The organism is Methanosarcina sp., assembly GCF_028693135.1.
GTDB lineage: Archaea > Halobacteriota > Methanosarcinia > Methanosarcinales > Methanosarcinaceae > Methanosarcina.
The window spans coordinates 115,452-135,224 of sequence record NZ_JAQUVZ010000006.1 but is presented as its reverse complement, the minus strand read 5'-3'; the positions used below and the strand labels follow the sequence as shown (position 1 = coordinate 135,224).

Annotated in this window: 18 protein-coding genes; 9 read left to right on the top strand and 9 right to left on the bottom strand. The window is 41.8% G+C overall.

Features of this window, described 5'->3' with window-relative positions; genetic code table 11:
• Positions 1 to 351 precede the first annotated feature (351 nt).
• Positions 352 to 495, top strand: coding sequence for a hypothetical protein (locus PHF18_RS04800; protein ID WP_300099066.1), 144 nt, complete (start codon positions 352 to 354; stop codon positions 493 to 495).
• 391 nt (positions 496 to 886) lie between these two features.
• On the opposite strand, the gene budA is transcribed toward PHF18_RS04800, so the two are convergent.
• Both budA and PHF18_RS04790 read right to left on the bottom strand, forming a co-directional pair.
• The gene (gene budA, locus PHF18_RS04795; protein ID WP_300099061.1) at positions 887 to 1,747 is read right to left on the bottom strand and encodes an acetolactate decarboxylase; all 861 of its coding nucleotides are present in this window, start codon (positions 1,745 to 1,747) and stop codon (positions 887 to 889) included.
• Positions 1,748 to 2,308: 561 nt separating this feature from the next.
• Positions 2,309 to 2,590 (bottom strand): DUF2769 domain-containing protein, encoded by a 282-nt coding sequence (locus tag PHF18_RS04790; protein WP_300099058.1) that lies wholly within the window; start codon positions 2,588 to 2,590, stop codon positions 2,309 to 2,311.
• A 439-nt stretch (positions 2,591 to 3,029) separates the two neighbouring features.
• Between PHF18_RS04790 and PHF18_RS04785 the strand changes: the two genes are divergently transcribed.
• The 3 genes from PHF18_RS04785 (at position 3,030) to PHF18_RS04775 (ending at position 6,718) form a co-directional block, all read left to right on the top strand.
• On the top strand, positions 3,030 to 4,394 hold the full coding sequence (locus PHF18_RS04785; protein WP_300099055.1) for an NAD(P)/FAD-dependent oxidoreductase: 1,365 nt from the start codon (positions 3,030 to 3,032) through the stop codon (positions 4,392 to 4,394).
• A gap of 14 nt (positions 4,395 to 4,408) precedes the next feature.
• On the top strand, positions 4,409 to 6,382 hold the full coding sequence (locus PHF18_RS04780; protein ID WP_300099052.1) for a glycoside hydrolase family 15 protein: 1,974 nt from the start codon (positions 4,409 to 4,411) through the stop codon (positions 6,380 to 6,382).
• Positions 6,383 to 6,604: 222 nt separating this feature from the next.
• Entirely contained in the window at positions 6,605 to 6,718 is a 114-nt protein-coding gene (locus tag PHF18_RS04775) for a C2H2-type zinc finger protein (protein ID WP_300099048.1), read from the top strand.
• Between the two features lie 24 nt (positions 6,719 to 6,742).
• Here PHF18_RS04775 and PHF18_RS04770 read toward each other — a convergent pair whose 3' ends face one another.
• From PHF18_RS04770 to PHF18_RS04740, 7 genes are all read right to left on the bottom strand, one after another.
• Entirely contained in the window at positions 6,743 to 7,387 is a 645-nt protein-coding gene (locus PHF18_RS04770) for a cyclase family protein (RefSeq protein WP_300099045.1), read from the bottom strand.
• Between the two features lie 115 nt (positions 7,388 to 7,502).
• Positions 7,503 to 8,498: an isocitrate/isopropylmalate dehydrogenase family protein gene (locus PHF18_RS04765; protein WP_300099043.1), complete on the bottom strand. Its 996-nt coding sequence runs from the start codon at positions 8,496 to 8,498 to the stop codon at positions 7,503 to 7,505.
• Between the two features lie 133 nt (positions 8,499 to 8,631).
• Entirely contained in the window at positions 8,632 to 9,192 is a 561-nt protein-coding gene (locus tag PHF18_RS04760; RefSeq protein WP_300099040.1) for a manganese efflux pump MntP family protein, read from the bottom strand.
• 145 nt (positions 9,193 to 9,337) lie between these two features.
• Positions 9,338 to 10,210, bottom strand: a complete 873-nt coding sequence (locus PHF18_RS04755; protein ID WP_300099037.1) for a hypothetical protein — start codon at positions 10,208 to 10,210, stop codon at positions 9,338 to 9,340.
• A gap of 105 nt (positions 10,211 to 10,315) precedes the next feature.
• Positions 10,316 to 10,804 carry a homoaconitase small subunit gene (gene hacB, locus PHF18_RS04750; RefSeq protein ID WP_300099034.1) on the bottom strand — a complete coding sequence of 163 codons (489 nt, stop codon included), beginning with the start codon at positions 10,802 to 10,804 and terminating at the stop codon, positions 10,316 to 10,318.
• A 192-nt stretch (positions 10,805 to 10,996) separates the two neighbouring features.
• The gene (locus PHF18_RS04745; protein WP_300099031.1) at positions 10,997 to 13,486 is read right to left on the bottom strand and encodes an oligosaccharyl transferase, archaeosortase A system-associated; all 2,490 of its coding nucleotides are present in this window, start codon (positions 13,484 to 13,486) and stop codon (positions 10,997 to 10,999) included.
• Positions 13,487 to 13,851: 365 nt separating this feature from the next.
• Complete coding sequence (locus tag PHF18_RS04740) at positions 13,852 to 14,973, bottom strand: glycosyltransferase (protein ID WP_300099028.1); 1,122 nt, start codon at positions 14,971 to 14,973, stop codon at positions 13,852 to 13,854.
• A gap of 186 nt (positions 14,974 to 15,159) precedes the next feature.
• Here PHF18_RS04740 and PHF18_RS04735 point away from each other — a divergent pair, with 186 nt between their 5' ends.
• The 5 genes from PHF18_RS04735 to wecB form a co-directional block, all read left to right on the top strand.
• On the top strand, positions 15,160 to 16,293 hold the full coding sequence (locus PHF18_RS04735) for a glycosyltransferase family 4 protein (protein WP_300099024.1): 1,134 nt from the start codon (positions 15,160 to 15,162) through the stop codon (positions 16,291 to 16,293).
• A gap of 43 nt (positions 16,294 to 16,336) precedes the next feature.
• On the top strand, positions 16,337 to 16,966 hold the full coding sequence (locus tag PHF18_RS04730; RefSeq protein WP_300099021.1) for a PIG-L deacetylase family protein: 630 nt from the start codon (positions 16,337 to 16,339) through the stop codon (positions 16,964 to 16,966).
• A complete protein-coding gene (locus PHF18_RS04725) occupies positions 16,954 to 18,009 on the top strand; it encodes an ATP-grasp domain-containing protein (RefSeq protein ID WP_300099018.1) in 1,056 nt (351 codons plus the stop codon). Before PHF18_RS04730 ends, PHF18_RS04725 begins: the two co-directional genes overlap by 13 nt.
• A complete protein-coding gene (locus tag PHF18_RS04720; RefSeq protein ID WP_300099015.1) occupies positions 18,006 to 18,620 on the top strand; it encodes a PHP domain-containing protein in 615 nt (204 codons plus the stop codon). Before PHF18_RS04725 ends, PHF18_RS04720 begins: the two co-directional genes overlap by 4 nt.
• Before the next feature lie 231 nt (positions 18,621 to 18,851).
• Positions 18,852 to 19,773 (top strand): non-hydrolyzing UDP-N-acetylglucosamine 2-epimerase (gene wecB, locus PHF18_RS04715; RefSeq protein WP_300099012.1); only part of this gene is annotated, 922 nt, incomplete at its 3' end.

Sequence of the window (19,773 nt, the reverse complement as noted above, 5' to 3'; positions counted from 1 at the left end):
TTCCCTATTACTTTTTTATTTCAAACTCTTTTATTTCAAACTCTTTTATTTCAAACTCTTTTATTTCAAACTCTTTTATTTCAAACTCTTTTATTTCAAACTCTTTTATTTCAAACTCTTTTATTTCAAACTCTTTTATTTCAAACTCTTTTATTTCAAACTCTTTTTAGATGTATCTTTGTTCTTCCAGGAACAAAGAATAATATCAACCTATGTTGAGAGATTTTCAGGCATGGCAGCCATATAGATTTTGAAACCTTCATCTTCAGGGCTCCATCAAAAAATACTTTCACCCTGCTTGGCGGAGCTTAATAAATACTGAAGTAGTTTTTAGGAATAGAGGTGAATACAATGGAAGAGATATTCAAAGGACTGGTTGAACGCGCTCAGTACTATGAACAATTTGAAAGCTTCAGAAACACAGACGTTTCCGGACAGTTCGGGGATATACCGGGAATGCACCTTAAGATAAAAGTTTCAGTGCCGAACATGTAAGACCGGAATTCAGTTACAGTTGTATCGGGAATAGTAAATCAGAATAGTAAATCAAAATAGTAAATCAAGATAAAAGCTGCAAAATCTCTAGAACAGGCGGAATGTTGAGATTCACTTCTCAACAAAAAAATCAGACGACGAAATAAAGAACGAAGAAATAAAAGAAAGTAAAACAAACTAACAGACCTAAAAATTTACAAGATCAAATAAGGGCAAAACGGAAATTAAATTAAGAAGAAGTAAAGGGAAATAAAATACAAAAATTGAAAGGAAGTGAGTGGAAAATAAAGGTAAAATTAGCAGAAGTATGGAGAATAAAACTAAAATAAAAGGGGAAGGGGGGTTTTCCTTCAAAAAGCTAAGGAAAATATAAAAAAGTGAAAATTATAGTTCATTTTTCAACTTTTTCCATATCAGCCTGGAGGTCCTGACCCAGTTCCACGTCATAGAAGTCTCCACTGGTAGGAAGCTCCATGAAGAACGCACTGGTAATGTCGAGGGCAGCATCTCCGTTTTCCATCTCAAGGTCCAGGACATGCCCGCCTGCACTTCTATCCCCTGTAATGAAGTGAAGGTGATACCCGGGCACATTTACACCTTTCACGTATTCAGGAGCTCTGAACCCTACCAGTGTGCCGCTTATGTTTTCAAATTCAAAAACAGACTGGGTGGATACCGCATCCGCAAGCTTGGGATAAGGTTTTTCCTGTCTGGGTACACTTCGTGCTTTTATGTAAAAGAAATTTCCGTCAACCCTGACCGCATAAAAAAGGTTTTCCGAAGGCAGGTTAAGGTCAAGGAAGTCTTCAAGTTCGGTAAGGTTTACAGGCTCCTCAAGCCGGAAATTTTCATCGGCTTCAAAGTATGTGACAGTGGCAAAAGGAGTTAGCATTTCCCCGGATACAGGATAGGCAATTCCATCTGTTTTTATCTGATAGTAGTTGCCGTCAAGGGCAAGCATTTCCCCTTCGAGCCCGTCAAAAGTTCCTATACCAAAGTCTCCGTGGGTTTCAAGTTCCGCAACTGGTAGAACCCCATCGTAAACGCCCTGAAGCAGGGCATCGATTGTTGAGACCTGATAGAGAACATCAGTTTCACTTCCGTGAATACCTGAATCTGAGCCCTCGTTGCTCGCAATATTGTCCTCAATATTGCCGGATTTTTCGGAGACGCCTTCAGCAGGACTGGTGCAACCGGAAACAAAAGTAACTGATAACAGAATTAAAACAATCAAAATACTTTTTTTATTCACGTCTGTCCCTCACATAATTATTATTAAAAATTATTGTTATGTATGTTATAAATTTTTTTAGTATAAGTAAAGATAATCTTAAAAATATTAATCAAATGTAAGGTAGATTTATTGGATATGTAAAGAGATAACTCTTTGTTAAATTATTCAAAGTTTTCTGTTGAAAGGGCTCAGCATTAAAAACAGTCAGGAACAATGATCATTTTTTAGATATTAATGTCAACGAGGTTCAAGTGTAATTGAACAGAAGTGGATAAGCCCGGAAGGAAACGAAAGTTATTGAGCTCATATTGAGCTCCTATTAAAACTCAAAATTTGCTTCTTGACACTTTACTATCGCCTGACTTTGATAGTTAAGTAAGCTATACTCAATGGCATTTATTTTTTGGAATTATTTTCTGACACAGCGCCCTGTTTTGAGGGAAAGAATTCAAATTCTAAAGCACAATAGGTGTAAATAATGGAATGAATTAGTACTGAGCAGTTGAAAAAAGAAATGCAAGAGGCTTTAAAGAGTGGAGGTATTTGAAAGTCCTCCACATGAAACAGCAAAACGCCATATTATTTTCCGTTTTCGACAAGGCAATAATATGAATTCGTAAGGTTATTTCCTTTATAAACTTCGCAGTCTCCACATATGCATCCTTTTTCCTCGGTAATACATTTACTTTTTCCGAAAGAGCAGAATAATCCTTCCATATGCTCTACCTTTGAAAGATCTCCCTTCATCATGCTCATAACGTTCTTTGGCATAGCTTTCATTTTGCATGCAAAGGAATAACTCGGACATTTCATACAAATGCATTTACTTAGATTTTCCTTACTTTTCTCGACACTTCCCATTATACCACCCTTTGTTTGCTTTTTTGTAAATTGAACAACAGAATATATGCGTTTAAAATTTATAATATTATCCGAAAATAAGAGATGGGGTACGATTCATCCCACAGCTAAAGAGACTGTCCGACAATTCAATTTCAGAGCGAAAACAGGTAAAAAACAAAATAGATAGAGCATTTAAATCGAAAAAAAGATTTCTTTTGTTACGGGAAGTAATTATCGGACAGCCTGTAAAGCAAAGGAGCTTTCTCCTTCATTGCCCGTAGAGACCCGGGGGGTTCCTGCTGAGGTATTATGAATGAGTACAGAAGCAGGAATCCGATGATGTGGGCACCCAATATCTCAGGACTTTCCTTTTCCGGGATGACCTTAATAAACTTAGATTATTAATATTAAGACTAAATATACAAATATATATTATAATTGGGGAGGGGGTAGTGAAATGAAAAAGGATTATGATGTTGTTGTAATCGGAACTGGGCCTGCAGGGACAACATTTGCATATAAATTGAACGCTGCTGGTATGACAGTGGCGATAGTTGATTGCAGGGAATATGGGGGCACATGTGCCTTGAGGGGTTGTATTCCCAAAAAAGTGCTTACAGGTGTGGCTAATATTATTGATGCCCACAATAGAATGCTTGGAAAGGGCACCGGGCAAGAGAAACATGTTATTGATTGGCCCTCGCTTATAGATTTCAAAAAGACCTTTACTGACCCGCATCCCCCGCAAACGGAGCAGGGGTTCAAAGAGGCAAATATAAGCATATACCATGGAATTGCAAGTTTTGAAGACGAGTCTACCCTGAGAATAGGTGATGAAAAAATAAGGGCAAAGTACATCATTATCACAACAGGGTCAAGACCACGCAAGCTTAACATACCCGGGGAAGAGTACCTTGTTACAAGTGAAGCTTTTATGGAGCTGGAGGAACTTCCACAAAAGATAATCTTTGCCGGTGGGGGTTATATTTCCTTAGAATTCGCTCATATCGCAGCAAGAGCCGGCTCTAATGTGACAATATTGCAAAGAGGGGATAAGGTACTAAAAGAGTTTGACTCCGACCTTGTAGATATTCTTGCCAAAGCCTCTGAAGATGCAGGTATTCGTGTCATCAAAGGGAAGGAAGTCAAAAAGATAGAGAAAACCAGGGATGGCTTCAAAGTGACAACCTGCTGCCAGAATGAAGGAAAAGATGAGACCTTCTTTGCAAACATGGTCGTACACGGCTCAGGGAGAGTCCCTGCAATCGAAGAACTGCAGCTTGAAAAAGGTAATGTTGCACTGGATAATGGGAATATATCCCTGAACGAATATCTTCAAAGTATCTCAAATCCCAGAGTGTACACCGCAGGCGATTGCATACGTCCGGGCCCTCCTCTTACCCCTGTTGCAAGTCTGCAGGCAGCCATTGCTGCGAGCAATATAATAGAAGGTAACAAATACACTGCTGACTACACAGTCATACCTTCCACAGTGTTCACGATCCCGCCTCTTGCAGGTGTAGGTATTACAGAGAATATTTCAACAGAGAATATTTCTTCAAAAAAACATAAAGTACTTTTTTACGATATGAGCCAATGGTACTCTACCAGAAGAACAAATCTAAAGTATGCTGCATCCAAAGTGATCATTGATGAGGCGACTGATAAGATACTCGGGGCCCATCTCCTTGGCCCTGATGCTGAAGAAGTGATCAATCTTTTTGCAGTTGCTATGAAATATGGTCTGACTGCAACACAGCTTAGATCAACTGTATTTTCCTACCCAAGTGTAGCGTATGACCTGAAATATATCCTTAAATAAGTTTCTCCAAAAACATGACCCGACACATAGTCCTGGGCAACCAGTCCCTCCTCATAAATATAGACAGATGGTTCCAGGTAAGAGACATATATTTTCCCCATGTAGGGCAGGAAAATCACCTTATGGGACATACCCAGCGGATAGGAGTCTTTACCGACGGAAGGCTTTCCTGGGTCAATGAGGAAAGCTGGGAGAGGACGCCTGCATATAAGAACGAGACCCTTGCTACCGAAAACCGGGCCGTAAACAGGGATCTGGGTATCGAACTCCTTCTGGAGGAGAACGTCTACTGCGAAGCCAATATCTTTATCCGAAAAATAACTGTGAAAAACATACAGGAAAGGCAAAGAGAAGTCCGGCTTTTCTTTAACCAGGATTTTCACATATACGGAGACGGTATCGGGGATACCGCAGTGTACCAGATGGACCACAATGTCATAGTGCATTACAAAAGATCCAGGTATTTCCTGATAGGTGTCCTCAAATCAAACAAAAAAGAGGGTATCAAGACAGATATCGACGACTATGCCATAGGCCAGGCTGAAAATGGGGGCTTCAGAGGCACCTATGTGGATGCCGAAGATGGGGTTCTGTCAAAAAACCCCGTTGCTCAGGGTTCCGTGGACTCAACAGTGAGAGTTAGCCTGCAGCTTCCAAAAAACTCCTCAAAGGTTGTGTACTACTACATGACCATCGGAAAGAACTTTCAGGAAGTCTATGCCCTCAATGACCTGATTATGGAAGAAAGCCCTGAAAGTCTTCTGGAGCGGACCGAGGAGTGCCAGAGAGCCTGGGTAAACCGGGAGGGTACTGACCTTTCAGGGCTTGAACCCCGGCTTGCAACCCTCTATAAGCGTTCCCTCCTGGTAATAAAGACCCAGACGGATGCAGGCGGGGCAATAATCGCAGCAAATGATTCGGATAACATGCAGTTTAACCGGGACACCTACAGTTACATGTGGCCCAGGGACGGAGCTCTTGTTTCTATTGCCATGATAAAGGCAGGTTTTCCTGAATTTACGAAACCCTTTTTCAGGTTCTGCAAAGATGTGCTCTGGTGGGCTGGATGCATGCTGCATAAGTATAACCCGGACGGGACGCTGGGGAGCAGCTGGCACCCCTGGATTGAGTACGGACAACCGGCCCTCCCGATTCAGGAAGATGAAACAGCCCTCGTCATCCATGCCCTGTGGAAATATTACGAGGCTACCGGAGACCTTGAGTTTATAAAAGAACTCCATGAGCCCCTTATAGAGAAAGCCGTCTTTTTCATGGACGGCTACAGTTACCCAAACAACATCCCGGTGGAGAGCTACGACCTGTGGGAAGAACGGAGGGGCATCTTTACCTTCACAGCCTCTGCGGTTTACAGAGGGCTTCTCTCAGGAGAAGAATTAGGACACGTTTTAAAGGATGATAAAATCTGCAGCATCTGCCATGTCCGCTATTCCAAGCTCAGGCAGGCACTCATAAACGAGCTTTATGACAGCGAGAGGGGCGTGTTTCCCCGGGGCATCCGGTACGAAGACCATGACACAGACCGGAAAATCATAGACAGGACAGTTGACAGCAGCGTATACGGGATCTTTGAGTTCGACCTGCTGCCCGCAGACGACCCCCGCGTGGTCAGGACAATGCAGAACCTGGAAGAAAAACTCTGGGTCCCCGGAAAAGGCGGGATGGCAAGATATGAAAACGACACCTACCACAGGACGGCAGACCTTGTCACAGGAAACCCCTGGATAATATGCACCCTCTGGCTTGCCAAGTGGTACATCGCAAAAGCAAAAGAAATCAGGGACCTGGAAAAAGCCCTCGAGCTGATCAACTGGGTTGCAGACTGCTCCCTTGAAACCGGGATCATGCCTGAACAGGTCCATCCCTTCACAGAAGAATCCCTCTCTGTTGCACCCCTGACCTGGAGCCATGCCGAGTTTGTAGATACAATTACGCGCTACCAGGAAAAGAAAGCACAGCTGGAAGTTTAAGGGCTGAATAAAAATATTAAAGTTAATTTTAAGCTGAATCAGAGTCCTCTTAATTAATAGAATCAGGAAAGGAAATCAGGAAAGGAAATCAAGAAGGAAATCAAGAAGGAAATCAAGAAGGAAATCAAGAAGGAAATCAGGAAAGGAAATCAGGAAAGGAATAAAAGAGAATAAGAAGAAAATCAGAAAGGGAAATGGAAGGCAATGGGGAGGTGAACAAGCTTGCAGGAGAAAGAGCCAGTAGATAAAAAGAAGTTTGAATGTGCTGTGTGCCAGATGACCTTTGCAACAAAGGAAGAATATGAAAAGCACATGTTAGAAAAACATAAGAAATGAAATGAGGGAATTCCATTATCAGGGTCATTCCCTTACAAGTATAACTCTGGCTGGAGCCCCATCCGTATCTATGTTAAGGGGCAAGCCCAGGAAAGTGTATTCTCCCTCAGGCACACCGGTAAGGTTCAGGCCTTCAAACAGGGTCATGTTATCGATTAGCAGTTCATGCACCTCATCATCCCCCCCAAACTTATTGACGCTCAGGTAGTCAAACCCGAGGGTTTTAATCCCAGCCGTGACAAGGTATTCGGCTGCATCCAGTTTAAGATGAACAAAATTCTCTTTGAATTTCATATACCCCAGCATTGAGTTACTGGTCTTGAGGAGGACTATGTCCCCTTTTCCAATTTTAAAGCCCTCAAGGTCCTGCCTGTGGATTTCCTCTTCAACATGGGCCAGGTCAAAAACCCTGCATTTCCCATAAAAACTCTCAAGAGGCAGAGATGCAGTTCCCTCCGTCTCATTTCGGAGATGTAACCTTGAATCCACATGGGTGCCTGTATGGCTCCCCAGGGTTAGAATAGACTCGTTTACCTTATCCTGCGGGATCGAAGCGTACCTCCGGATCGAAGGCTTCGGGTTTCCGGGATATACAACCATTTCTTCCGTAACAGGCAGTGAAACATCAAAAAACTCTGGCAGAATTAAACCCCCTTTACTTTTAAGCAAAACTTTCAGTTACTTTGCTTAATAAAAAATGGATGTTAAGGTATTAAAATACCCGCTTAAGGAAGAGAAAAGCCTTATTAAACCTTATTTCAGTGCAGTTTATTTCAGCTCAGCCTTATTTCAGTGCATTTTTCACATATTCTGCAACCTCATGCCCCACTTCCGCAGTTGTGGAAGTTCCTCCCAGATCAGGAGTAATGATCTTGTTCTGAAGCAAGTCGGCTACAGCTTCATCAATGATCGAGGCTCCGGGGTTGCCCATCCATTCCAGCAGCATCTTCACGCAAAGGATAGCAGCAAGTGGATTTGAAATGCCTTTTCCAGCAATGTCGGGTGCGCTTCCGTGTACAGGCTCGAAGAAGGCGTATTTTTCCCCTATGTTGGCGCTCGGGACGAGGCCCAGGCTTCCGACAAGAGCCGCACACATATCACTCAAAATGTCCCCAAAGATGTTCGTTGTGACAACAACGTCGTATTTTTCGGGGCGCATCATAAGGCTGTAAGCCATTGAATCAACCAGCATGTCGCTGTACTCTACCCCGTGAGAACTGGCAACCTGCCGGCAGACATCAAGGAAGAGCTTGTCGGACTTCAGGACATTGGACTTGTGGACAATGGTAAGTTTGTTATTTCTCTGCTTTGCAAGCTTGCAGGCGTATTCTGCAATCCTCTCAGAGCCCTTTCTGGTAACTACTCTCTTTGTCCAGGAAAGGTCATTACCTATTTCCTCGATCCCCGAATACAGCCCTTCGGTATTTTCCCTGACAATAATAAAATCGAAATTGTTTTTTCCGGTAACGCCCTTTATGCCGGGAAGGGGTTTTACAGGCCTCACATTGGCATAAAGGTCCAGTTCTTTTCTGATGGTAAGAAGCACGCTTTTGTAATTAGGGTCCGGAACCGTGGTGATTGCCCCAAAAAGGACCGCATCACATCCTTTTATGGTTTCAATGTCTTCCCCTGACATTGCAGTTCCGGTCCTTTCCCACCTGGCATAGCCAAGTTCAAGGGGCACTTTCTCAAGTTCAAGTCCGAACGCATCCAGGACTTCCACAGCTGCAGGGATCACTTCTCTGCCGATCCCGTCACCTTCGATTACCGCCAGTCTCATGGTACTGCATCTATGACTTGAAGTATATGAATCTGGCGTAACTGTTTAAGATTCTGAAGTAGATCATATAACTCCAAAAAGAAGGAATTTCAGATCCTAAAAGCAGGGTTTTAAGATTCTGAAAGCAGAGTTTTCAGATCCAGAGCAGGTGTTCGGCCAGAATTTTTCCGCCAAGTCCTATAAGGATCAGGCCGCCAAGTACTTCAACTTCATGTTCAAAAAAATGGCCGACTCTGTATCCCAGAATCGCCCCGAAAAAAGACATGAAAAAGGTTACGCAGCCTATGATAATTACGGGCTCAAGAATAGGTGTATTCAGAAAAGCAAAACTTATCCCCACTGCAAGGGCGTCTATGCTTGTTGCAACTGCAAGCAGGAAAAGCAACGAATAGTTAAGGGAACTTACCTTTCCTTCCGGGCTTCCGTAAAGTGCCTCATAAATCATTTTGCCCCCGATAAAGACAAGAAGCCCAAAAGCAATCCAGGGGGCATAGTCTGAAACAAACCCACTTACAGCACTTCCCCCAAGCCAGCCCAGCACCGGCATGAAAGCCTGAAAACCCCCGAAAAAAACAGCCAGCTTCAGGGCATCATTGAACCTGAAAGGCCTTATCGTTGTGCCGCTGGACATGGAAACTGCAAAAGCATCCATTGCAAGCCCGAGCGCTAAGAGGAAATTGGTTAGAAAAGACATCGAACAGTTACTCCATTTCGTTTTATGTAGGGTTTTCCGGGAGAATAGAACCCCGGGAATTTAAAGGTACCTGTAATACACTTAAAAATAATTGCAATGCACCTAAGAGACCTTTGAATAAATTTTAGGGTTGCTGAAACTATACTTACACTTTTTCCTCTGAACCTTTTTCCCTAAGCCGGTTCACAAGCTTCCTGACAGCCTCCGAAACCTGATATTCCGAAGCTCCCCAATGGACAACAGCCCCTTCAAAGCCGTTGATTGTGACAAGCCCTGATTTTTCGGACCTGCAGCAGCGCGTAATAAAGGATTTTGAGGGCACAACTATTTCGGATTTAAAAGGACAGATATTTACGAAAGAATACTCAAGTTCCGGGAAGCGCGTTTCAAAAAGGGTCTTTGAGATCTCACACCCTACGAGAAGATGTCCGTTTTCGGTCAGCGTGTCTGAGTCCAGGCATTTTCCTTCAAGCCCTGATGAGCTACAGGGAAAAACGGTATTTTCTCCTTCGAACTGCCTGAGATCAATTATCTTTTCAGTAAACCGGATCTGCAGGTCCCCGAAAATTCCGCTGGCTTCAAGCCTCCTTACAACCTGGGAAAGCCAGGCCGGCTCCGGGGGCGCAACGTCAAGGATCTCTATTTCAAGGATAATCGAGGGGTCAGGATCATGGACAATTGTGACATGCCTGTCCACACCTGTAAAAATGACAGTGTTCACCTTTCCCTTGCAGAGCTCTAATGCAGTCTCGATCAGAAGGGTACGGTCTTTTATGTTCAATTCCCGGTCATACCTGACCACTTCTTCTCCGGAGGCGATCAGTTCGAGGCTCTCAACCTTTCTGAGAAAACCTTCCCCACTTTTATTCACATGGTAAACTGCATACTCAGGGCTGCCTTTTTCGGAATTTATTCTTTCTTCGACCAGGTACTCGGTAAGGAAATAAATGGGTTCTTCCGTACCCTCCGGAAGGGCCTTTGTTACGCCCACATACTTGTACTCATCAGGAAAAATCATAGGTATCAGGGGTTTGAGTTCTTTGATTTTTAGAATAATGTTATGGAATCGGATTTTTAAATCAGATTTTTTTTGGATCAGGATTTTGAATCGGGTTTATTCCTTTTACTGGCTCTGTACTTTTTTTCTATGGGCAACAAGTCCGCCGTCTGTGAGCATTTCGAGCAGGAAGTCAGGCAGTTTGTTTCCTCTGAACACTCCTTTTCCTGGAACTCGGACCTCACCTTTGAGCAGGTCAACTTCGATCTCGTCCCCTTCCTCGCACTCAACATCAGCCTCCATCAGAGGCAGCCCCACGTTAATCGCATTTCTGAAAAAGATTCTTGCAAAGGACTTTGCCACAACACAGGATACTCCCGCATACTTGAGCGCAAGGGGGGCCTGTTCCCGGGATGAGCCGCAGCCAAAATTGTTTTCCGCGACTATGATGTCTCCTTCTTTCACCTTTTTAGCGAATTCAGGATCAATACCTTCCATGGCATGGGCCGCAAAAACCTGCATGTCCTTGGTCCGCAGGTACTTCCCGGGGATGATCACATCAGTATCGACATCGTCTCCGAATTTCCAGACTCGGCCTATGATAGGGTTTTCCATCAAACTTCACCTTTGAAGTAGGTTTTTTTAATAGTATATCTAAGTGGCGGATATGTAAAAGAAAAAAGTACAGTAAAGAAAAAAGAAAAAATTGGAAGGAAAGCAGATGTGCAGAAGAACCAGAACTACACATCTTACTGTTTTAGACTTTACGTCTACCTGCAGATCTTACTTCTACCTGCAGATCTTATTTTAGACCTTTACTTCATCTCCATTCAATACTGCTTCTTCACTGACCCTCACTTCCTTGGTCGTGCTTCCGTAGCTTACGACATACGGACCTGTCGGAGCAGTATCGAACTGAGTTTCCCCGGAAATGGGACCTTCGGTTGAATAGGGCACAGTAAACTCATACCTGCCTTCAGAATCCGAAGTTGTCGACTGCAAATAGTCAAAGGTTCTTCCCTGACCTGTTAGAATTGTTGATTTTATAGTAACCGTCTCGTTAGGGGAAGCGTTTCCTGTAATTCTTGAACCCTTGACATACTCGAAAATTTTGACATACCCTGTGTCTGTTTCAGGGATACTGGCTCCGAAGAGGTAGTTGTACACCTGTTTGTACCCAGCTTCCTGAGTCTGATACGCCCAGGTCTCATGGACCATACGGTACTGCTTCAAGCCGCTTCCGTCCAGAATATGCAGCCTTGACTCCATTGAATTGAAGTAACGTGTGGAAGGAAGGTACTGAGATCCGCTTCCTGTCAGGTAAGACTGGTAGTATCCTGCGGAATCAAGGGTCCAGGCTGTCATCGCATAGAACTTGCCTGTTGCCATTTCGACGTCTGAGACGATGTAGCGAGCGCCTGCTTTATCCGGGGCCGGGTCAACAGCTTCAAGCACAGCAGTTGCTTCGTCTTCGGATTGAGCTGTAAAGAAGGTGGAAGCTCCGGGAGCGTTCTCTTCTTCAAGGCTGTTCCTGCGACCACCGACCCCCTGCTGGAAGGGGTTTGCATTCGGAATTCTCCTGCCGATTACCTCTATCCAGTGGCCGTAGTCCCACCAGGACATAACGCCGTAAGCTGTATCAGGGTAAGAGTAAGATTCCCCGTCTGTGGGAATTTCGTAGTTTTCATAATAGTCTAACCCTGGGTCAGGAGTACTCGAGCGCATCCAGAGCGTCGCCTCGATCCAGGGGCTGTTTGGACCTCCGGTGCCCTGGGCATACTGCATGGCGAGCCCGTAGCTGGGAATGATAAGTCCCAGTGAGAGAATGAGAGTAAAGAGCAGGGCAATAATATGTTTTGTTTTAAGATTTTGTTTCGTAAAAGCCTGAATATCTTCAGAAGTTTTGACTTTTGCTTTGAAATCTGCTGTAAGAGCTCTCAGACCTATTTGATCTGCAACCGCTATCACAAAGTAAGCTGAAAGAATTGCAACGTTTACCGAGAAGTAGTAAGCGAAGCGATTCTGCTGGAGCATCGCCCAGAAAATCATCAAAGTCCAGATAAGCAGGAAGCTTTTCTCCTGCCCGTTCCTTTTGAGGATTTCATATCCGAGCAGCGCCAGCCCAAAGAACACCAGGTAACCTCCGAATGCAAACTGGCCATAGAGCTGCTCTAACCCACCTCTGCTGAAGAAAGGAGATGCCTCAGCAACCGTAAGTGCTCCGCCAGTTCGCATGAAGTAGCTGAAGATGCTCATCATCAATCCGTAAACGGATGGCAGGAAAGCTTTTGCAAGAAGGATACCGGCTCCGAACAACACAAGGAGTACAATAGGGTAATAGATCTTCGGAAGTTTTCTATCGTTCAGATACATAGAAATCCCGGTCAGAAAAGGAAGTGCCAGGATCCCTGCAAAGAGCCCCTTAATGTACATGGATTTGGTGCCGCCCAGGAAAGGAGTTGTCAGTATCAACAAAAGGGCAACGGCAAAAATGACCATTCCCGAGATTGCCAGGTATTCCGTTTGTTTCCCTCTTATATGGTCAAAAATATGCTGAATTGTGATGTACACACCAAGGATGAACGCAAAAAAGAGGGCCCCTTTCCAGGCAAGGGCATAAGCCCCGAGGGAGAGACCTGTAAGCAAAAGATATGGGAGAGCTGGCTTTAAGGATCCAAATTCCTTATCCTTGATCTTTTTAAATGTGATTCCGGATTTACCCGCCATATTCAAGGACATTACAAAAAACATTGCTGTAACCGTACTGAGCAGGGTTTCTGCAATGTGATGGTCGTTAAAACCAATCATAGACCGTGAAAGGAACTGTCCTGGCTGGACCGCAAGGATGATCACGGCCAGAAGTCCGATTCGACGGTCATCAAATATCCATTTTGCAGCAAAATACGTGGGAATTAATACAAGTGCACCCAAAAAGGAAGGATAGTAAGCAGAGACTTTATAAATCAGGTCTTGACTGGGGTTTCCTGCTCCGAGGATCCAGATAATTGTAGCAAGAAACATATCGTAAAGGGGTGCAAAAACTTGGTTCGTGCCGAAAGGATAAGTTGTATAGGCATCAAACCAGAGCATATGGGGGAAATTGTGCAGAATGGACTCCACGTTTCTCAGATGATACCATGGGTCATTGCCGCCGAAACGTACGAATCCGTTTGAGAGGAAGACTCCCGCTTTTGGGAGGGTTCTGATATAAAGGGCTACTATGCATGAAATGAGAACTCCTACAAAATAAGGAAGACTTCCTATGAGATCTTTTTTTCTTTTGCTCTCAGCGGTCATAAATACACTCTTGAAATTTGGATGTTTGGTATAAAATGATTCAGTTACTTAGGTTCATTTGAAGATCAGAGAATAAATGAAAACTTAAAAAATAAATTTTATTGCATATAGATATCTATTCAATAATATAACGTTTGTTGAAGGAAACAAAAATATTATTACATTCACTTAGTATTTGTAACGAAATAACTTAGGCAACGAATAATTTAGTTGAAATTAAATCAGCCCTCTTGATAGTGAAAATTATTTAATACATTTTTAAATACTGCCTATGTTATTTCGCCGCAGGTCCTTACGGAATTGCATAAGGCATAATTACCTATAGTTATTTTTATTCGTCTGAACTTTTATTCGTTCATCAGGACTTAACTGTTTTCCCTCTTATTTGGTTCCCAGATGTGAACATCTTTTCTCAGATTCAATAGGCCAAACAGGAGATAGCCTTGATAGATAAAGAATGAAGAAAACATATTAGGTTTAAGACGGCCTGAGAGAACAACAATAGCAATAAGCCCCAAAAACCCCACTGCATAAAGTAAACTGATTGAAGCGAAATATATCGCCCAGAGAATAATGGATAGGAAAAACATAGAAGGAACAACAAAAAACATTAGAACCCTGAGTGGGAAGACCACAGTCCCGAACTTCCCGTATTTAGGGGAGAACATGTCAAGGTTCATGAAAGTTGCTTCCATAAGCCTTGTGGCTCTCCTGATCTTCTGCTTTTTCTGCTCCTTAAATTCAAAGGGCACGTATTCGTAGAACCTGGCAGAGGGTACGTACTTACACTTGTAACCGTTTCTAATTATTGACAGCGCCCTGCTTGCATCGTCGGCTCCTTTTCGGGCATGCAGGGAAGGAGAGGCACTTCGTTTAAAGGCTACAACTGCCCCATTTAAGCAATAAGTGGAATGGATATTGCTTTCCCAAACACCTATTTTCCCGTAGATTGAACGGTACGCAGATTCGGATTTAGAAAATAAGGTATCTCCTTTTGAGAGAGGCACGATGTCTCCGGAGACTGCGCCGATGTCGTCCCTGCTCAGGAGAACGCTTACAAGGTCCGGGATGGTATCTTTATCAAATCTGCCGTCTGCACCGGTAATAACTATGATATCAGAGGAAGCTTCCTCAATTCCCCGGTTGATGGCTTTGTTTGCCCCGCTGCGAGGGTTTGTGATAACCTTTCCGTTTATGGAATTTCTTTCAAGGGCTTCAAGGGAAACTTTTTCGGTGTTGTCTGTTGAGCCATCGTTGGAAATAATGATTTCCATTTTGTCTTTGGGGTAAATTTCTGCGAGGTTGTCGATGTGATCCGGAAGGACAAGCTCTTCGTTGTAGGCGGGGATTACGATGGAGACATTGGGAAGAGACTCTAGGTGTTTTATTTTTTTTGGTCTGGAAGTAAAGGCTACGATTATGTATATTAGATATACAAATACTGGAAGTACTGTAACAATGCAGGATAAGAGAAATAACTGGTCCATGCTGAATGTTCCCTGTTTATTTAGTAAATAAGAACCAATCAATATTAATATTATGCATTTGTATTTAAAACAGGAGTTCCTTAATATAATGAATGTTCTTTAATTTTGTGAGAAAGTCGTCAAGCGCATAAATAAAGTTGATAAATCATAATCTGCCTGTGAGTGCATAGAATTTCGGGAATAATTATGAAAATATGTATGCTTACCACGGTACACCCCCCATTCGATTCACGGATATTTCATAAAGAATCAAAATCCCTTGCAAAAGCAGGGCATTCTGTAACAATAGTTGCTCCCTCTGACTCAAAAAGCAAAAAAACAGTGGAAGGCATAAATATTGCTACCGTAGAACTCCCAAGTTCAAAGGTTCTACACCCTTTAACTATGCTCCGGGTTTTTCGCGAGGGTTTAAAACAGGACTGCGATGTATACCACTGCCATGAGCCTGGATCTCTTTTTGTATGTTCTATTCTGAAATTGATAAAAAGGAAGAAGTTAGTCTATGACGCACATGAACACTATTCATTGTTGATCGCAAACGATCCTATTTTTCCAGAAATCCTCAGAAAAGCAATATTTTATTACTGTGAGAAGGGTGAAAAAATTCTTTCATCCTTATTTCCAAATTCTATTGTAACCGTAGACGATGTACTTGGGGAAAAATTCAGAAGATTGAGCAAAAACGTTTGGATATTAAATAATTTCCCAAAAATTGATTTGTTCCAAAATATTGTTGTGGATAAGGATCCTGATAATAAAACCCTGATTTACGTGGGAGGATTATCAAAAGACAGGGGCACTATGGTGATTATTCATGCATTTGAAAAAGTGTTAGAAAAAATACCCGATGCAAAACTTCTTTTTGTTGGAAGCTATTACGATGAAAATTTTAAAAAAGAAGTCGTGGAATACTACCGTAGTAAAAAATTAGAGAAAAGTATTTATTTCACCGGAAAAGTCCCCCACAGTAAAGTTGCTGATTACATGAATGAAGCTAATGTTGCAATATCTGTTCTGCAACCGAATGGAAGATATGAATTGGGAATTTCTGTAAAATTCTATGAATATATGTTAGCAGGACTTCCAATAGTAATAAACAATTTTGAATATATGGCACAACTTGCGAATGAATTTAAATCGGGAATACCTGTAAATTCCTCTAACATAAAAGAAATTTCTGATGCTATAGTCTGGCTTTTTGAACATCCGTCCGAAGCCAGAAAAATGGGTGAGAGCGGGAGATCAGCTGCCATAAATAATTTCAATTGGGGTATCATAGAAAAAAAATTGTTGAATATGTATGAAGATTTTAAGATTTAAAAAAAGTGTATAACATCATTAAAAAATATAGTGGGACAATATCATGAACATATTAATATTATCCCCCCACACTGATGATGCTGAATTAGGGTGTGGCGGTAGCATTTGTAAATTTTTGGAAAACGGAAATAATGTTTACTGGATGGTATTCTCAACCGCAGAAGAATCTTTGCCTGAGGGGATGCCAAAGGATACGTTAAAAAGTGAGTTTTTAGATGTAACTCAACACCTTGGCTTATGTGAAGAAGAAGTGCAGGTGTGTAACTTCAGAGTACGATATTTGCACGAACACAGACAAGAAATTCTGGACCAACTCATAAAAACCAGAAAGAAATTCAACCCAGACTTGGTAATAGGTCCTTCTATAAATGATTACCATCAGGACCACCAAATCATTGCGAACGAAATGATAAGAGCGTTTAAAACAACATCAAGCATTATTTCTTATGAACTTCCCTGGAATCATATAACTTTTAATACCCAGTTATTTATAAAATTGACAGAAGAACATATGTCAAAAAAATGTGATTTACTAAAAAACTATAAATCGCAATATATAAAGGAAAGACTCTATTTTTCAGAAGAATTTATTTTTGGGCTAGCAAGAAGCCGGGGTGTTCAGTGCAATTCAAAATATGCTGAAGCCTTTGAGGTGATAAGGTGGATGCTCTAACAGTCTTGATAACCGGTGCAGGGGCACCAGGGATAAAAGGTACCCTCTATTCTTTACACAATAATTTTGACGATCGGCAGATCAAAACGGTGGGGACGGATATCAGGGATGAAGTTATCGGCAAATACCTCTGTGACCAATTTTACAGAATCAAAAGACCAAACGACCCACAGTACCTTCTGGACCTATTACATATATGCGAAAAAGAAAATGTAGATGTAGTCCTACCTCAGAACACCGCAGAACTTGCAGTACTGGCCAAAAACAAAAGTAAATTCGAAAAAGCAGGTACAAAAGTAGCTGTCTCCAGCGAAAAAAGCATTGAATTTGCTAATGACAAGTACAAGCTAATGGAATTAGCAAAAAAAATCGGTGTTCCTACAGCAGAATATAATTTGGCCAAAGATTTTGACGAACTTCTTGATTATTCCAAAAAAATCGGATGGCCGGGAAAACCAATTGTAATAAAGCCACCCCAATCCAATGGAATGAGAGGAGTTCGCATAATTGATGAATCGGTTGATTTAAAGAAAATGCTCTATACAGAAAAACCAACAAATATCTTCACCAAGATGGAACATCTAAAAACCGTATTGGGAGACACGTTCCCCCCTCTAATGATAATGGAATACCTTCCCCATGAAGAATATACCGTTGATATACTGGGGTCTTCATCTCCGGTAATTATTCCAAGAAAAAGGGACCTGATAAAATCAGGTATAACATTTGAGGGCACCGTTGAAAAGAATGAACAAATAATTGAATATTCAGAAATTCTGTCCAGAGAACTCAAACTTCAATACGCATTCGGATTTCAGTTTAAAATGGATGAAAATAAAGTCCCTAAACTCCTTGAATCAAACCCAAGAGTCCAGGGTACAATGATCCTATCAACTTTTGCGGGAGCAAACATCATTTACGGAGCTATAAAAGAAGCGCTCAATGAAAAGATCCCTGAATTTAATGTGAAGTGGGGGACCAGGCTAATAAGGTACTGGGGGGGATTAGGAATTCAAGACAATGAGAGTGTTGGGTCATTATGAAAGTATGGAAAAAATATGAAGAATATTTAATAAAAGGGGAGTGGCATATCCATACGAATTATACAGATGGAGAAAACTCTGTAGCTGAATTGTGCGAGAGGGCTCAAAACATTGGAATCCCATTAATAGCATTTACCGAACACGTAAGGAAAAACATAACATACGACTTCAGCGGTCTTCTAAACGCCATCGACAGTGCAAAAGAACAGTATGATTTAATAATTTTATCAGGCTGTGAAGCTAAAGTTTTGCCAGACGGAGACCTCGATGTTGATCCAGAAATTTTAAAAGAGGTTGATTACCCAATATTCGCTTATCATTCTTTTCCTAAGGATATAGATATTTATGTTAAATCATTAAAGCATGTTTTAAAAAACATGGATGTTTGTACCTGGGCCCATCCCGGAGCTTTTTTGAAAAGATACGAATTGAACTTGCCGGAAAAAGAATTAGAAACTATTTTTGCATTGATGAATAAATATGACATATTGCTTGAAACTAACATAAAATATAATCTTCCCGAGAAAAAATGGGAAGAAATTGCAAGTGAATACAATGTTCAATTCGTAAGAGGAAGTGATATACATAATATTGAGAGATTAAAGGCGTAAAACGAATGAAAAGTAAAAACTGATTAGAATCTAAAAACATTTTAAGTAATTATAGTTGGGTAATATGGAAAAAGGATTATTCAAATTATACGAGGAATTAGCTTGAAAATCACATCCATTGTTGGGGCTCACCCACAACTATAAAATGTGCCCCTGTGTCTAGAATTGTTAGAAAGTATCACCACGAAATCCTCGTTCATATCGGCCAGCACTATAATAAGGAAATATCTGATGTTTTATAAGGAATTGAACATCCCGGAACCCGATTACAATCTGGAGATCGGATCAGGCAGCCATGGTGAGCAGACAGGGAAAATGCTTATAGAAATAGAGAAGGTTCTCCTTAAAGAAAAGCCGGACCTGGTACTTGTGTACGGGGATACAAACTCTACACTTGCAGGAGCACTTGCTGCTTCCAAAATGCATATCAAAGTGGCCCATGTGGAAGCAGGGCTCCGTTCATTTGACAGAGGAATGCCCGAAGAAATAAATCGGGTGCTTACAGACCACGCATCAGACATCCTATTTTGTCCAACGGAAACCGCAGTTTCAAATCTTAAAAAAGAAGGCATCACAGAAGGAGTGTATAATGTTGGGGATGTGATGGTAGACGCCCTGAAATACAATAAAAAAATAGCAGAAGAAAAATCAAGTATAATGGAAAAACTCGGTTTAAAGCCTAAAGAATTCATGCTCGCTACAGTGCACAGACCCTCAAACACCGATAACCGGGAGAATCTATCAGCCATTATTAGAGCCTTTTGCAGTGTAGAAGAAACAATAGTATTTCCCATTCATCCAAGAACAAAAAAATATCTTATGAAATATAGGCTTTGGGAAAATATCTGCAAGAATGTTAAAGTCATTCCTCCTATAGGCTATTTGGACATGTTGAAACTTGAAGCAAACTCCAAGAAAATACTGACTGATTCTGGTGGTGTGCAGAAAGAAGCTTACGTGTTAGGAGTCCCCTGCATTACCATGAGAGAGAATACTGAATGGGTTGAAACCGTAGAAGATGGATGGAAGAATGTTAAAGTCATTCCTCCTATAGGCTATTTGGACATGTTGAAACTTGAAGCAAACTCCAAGAAAATACTGACTGATTCTGGTGGTGTGCAGAAAGAAGCTTACGTGTTAGGAGTCCCCTGCA

What these genes read in the sequence shown, in the direction of transcription:
- PHF18_RS04790 (WP_300099058.1), bottom strand. Translation starts at nt 2,590, where the DNA reads ATGGGAAGTGTCGAGAAAAGTAAGGAAAATCTAAGTAAATGCATTTGT.
- PHF18_RS04720 (WP_300099015.1), top strand. Translation starts at nt 18,006, where the DNA reads ATGAAAGTATGGAAAAAATATGAAGAATATTTAATAAAAGGGGAGTGG.
- PHF18_RS04735 (WP_300099024.1), top strand. Translation starts at nt 15,160, where the DNA reads ATGAAAATATGTATGCTTACCACGGTACACCCCCCATTCGATTCACGG.
- hacB (WP_300099034.1), bottom strand. Translation starts at nt 10,804, where the DNA reads ATGGAAAACCCTATCATAGGCCGAGTCTGGAAATTCGGAGACGATGTC.
- PHF18_RS04785 (WP_300099055.1), top strand. Translation starts at nt 3,030, where the DNA reads ATGAAAAAGGATTATGATGTTGTTGTAATCGGAACTGGGCCTGCAGGG.
- PHF18_RS04745 (WP_300099031.1), bottom strand. Translation starts at nt 13,486, where the DNA reads ATGACCGCTGAGAGCAAAAGAAAAAAAGATCTCATAGGAAGTCTTCCT.
- PHF18_RS04740 (WP_300099028.1), bottom strand. Translation starts at nt 14,973, where the DNA reads ATGGACCAGTTATTTCTCTTATCCTGCATTGTTACAGTACTTCCAGTA.
- PHF18_RS04800 (WP_300099066.1), top strand. Translation starts at nt 352, where the DNA reads ATGGAAGAGATATTCAAAGGACTGGTTGAACGCGCTCAGTACTATGAA.
- PHF18_RS04760 (WP_300099040.1), bottom strand. Translation starts at nt 9,192, where the DNA reads ATGTCTTTTCTAACCAATTTCCTCTTAGCGCTCGGGCTTGCAATGGAT.
- PHF18_RS04765 (WP_300099043.1), bottom strand. Translation starts at nt 8,498, where the DNA reads ATGAGACTGGCGGTAATCGAAGGTGACGGGATCGGCAGAGAAGTGATC.
- PHF18_RS04755 (WP_300099037.1), bottom strand. Translation starts at nt 10,210, where the DNA reads ATGATTTTTCCTGATGAGTACAAGTATGTGGGCGTAACAAAGGCCCTT.
- PHF18_RS04780 (WP_300099052.1), top strand. Translation starts at nt 4,409, where the DNA reads ATGACCCGACACATAGTCCTGGGCAACCAGTCCCTCCTCATAAATATA.
- PHF18_RS04730 (WP_300099021.1), top strand. Translation starts at nt 16,337, where the DNA reads ATGAACATATTAATATTATCCCCCCACACTGATGATGCTGAATTAGGG.